Below are 1,072 nucleotides of genomic sequence, written 5' to 3' on the forward strand. Positions count from 1 at the left end.
GTGGCCGGGGTTGGCGGTGGCGATCGGGTTCATGGCAGTGGTGCTCGGGGGTGGCCGGTGCCGGGGCTGGCCGTGGCGCCCCGGGCTTATGGTGGCGGCGCTCGGTTGGCCCGGGTTGACCAGCGGCGCCCAGGTTCACGGTGACGCGCTGGGGTGGCGGTGGTGCCCGGAGTTGGCGGCGGTGCTCGCGGCCCACCGTGGCCCGGTGGCCCGGTGGCCCGGTGGCCCGTGGTGGCGCCCCGAGTTGGCGATCGGGCTCGGGGCCCAGCGTGGCGCGGTGGGTCGCGGTGGCGCCCGGGTTCGTGATGGCGCCGGGGTGTGGTGGTTTCCTTTGTGCCTCCTGATGTCGGTTCGGGTGGGTCAGATTCGCGGAGGGACCGTCGCCGGGAAGAGCGACAGCAGCCACGTGGCGCCGAGGAGACCTGGCGCGTGCGGGACGCCGTCCGGCCATCGGCGGGTGGCGGCGAGGACGATCGTGACGACGGCCGCCGCCACGGAAGCGACGGCGAGCGCGGCCCAGTGGACGGCGCCGAGCACCCCGCCGAGCGAGCCCGCGAGCTTCACGTCCCCCGCGCCGAGTGAACGGCGGGCCAGCGCGTGGATCAGCAGATGCAGCCCGCCGAAAACGGCGGCGCCGATCAACGCCCGCAGCCCCAGCTCGGCCCCCGGGCCTGTCACCGCGGCGAACGCGAGCGCCAGGCCCAGCAAGGGATACGCGGGTAACGTGAGGATGTCCGGGACGCGGCGGTAGCGCAGATCCGTTGCCGTCAAAGGGATCGCGAGCGCGCCGACGGCCAGTGGGACCGGCAGCCACCAAGCAGGGACGGCGCCCGTGAGCCAGCGCCAGGCGGCAATCCCCCACAGCGCGGCGACCCCGAACCCGGCGAGCCACCGCGAGACCGGCGCGGGCGCGCGGGCTCTGGCGAGGAGCGAGGACAGCACGAAACCCGTTGCCGCTCCGGCAATCGCGAAGAGCGCCAGCAGGGCGAGCGTCGTTGTGGCGGGCAGCGTTGGGGTCGGGAATGCTTGCGTGGACAGGGTTTGCGCGGACGGCGGGCGGGTGGACGACGGG

The 1,072-nt window shown here is 75.0% G+C and carries 1 protein-coding gene; it reads right to left on the reverse strand.

The window, feature by feature from the left end; all coding sequences use genetic code 11:
* Positions 1-360 precede the first annotated feature (360 nt).
* Positions 361-942 (reverse strand): prepilin peptidase, encoded by a 582-nt coding sequence (locus tag FPZ12_RS45395; RefSeq protein WP_424923715.1) that lies wholly within the window; start codon positions 940-942, stop codon positions 361-363.
* Between the last annotated feature and the right edge of the window lie 130 nt (positions 943-1,072).

It is taken from the genome of Amycolatopsis acidicola (assembly GCF_007713735.2).
Classification (GTDB): Bacteria; Actinomycetota; Actinomycetes; order Mycobacteriales; family Pseudonocardiaceae; genus Amycolatopsis_E; species Amycolatopsis_E acidicola.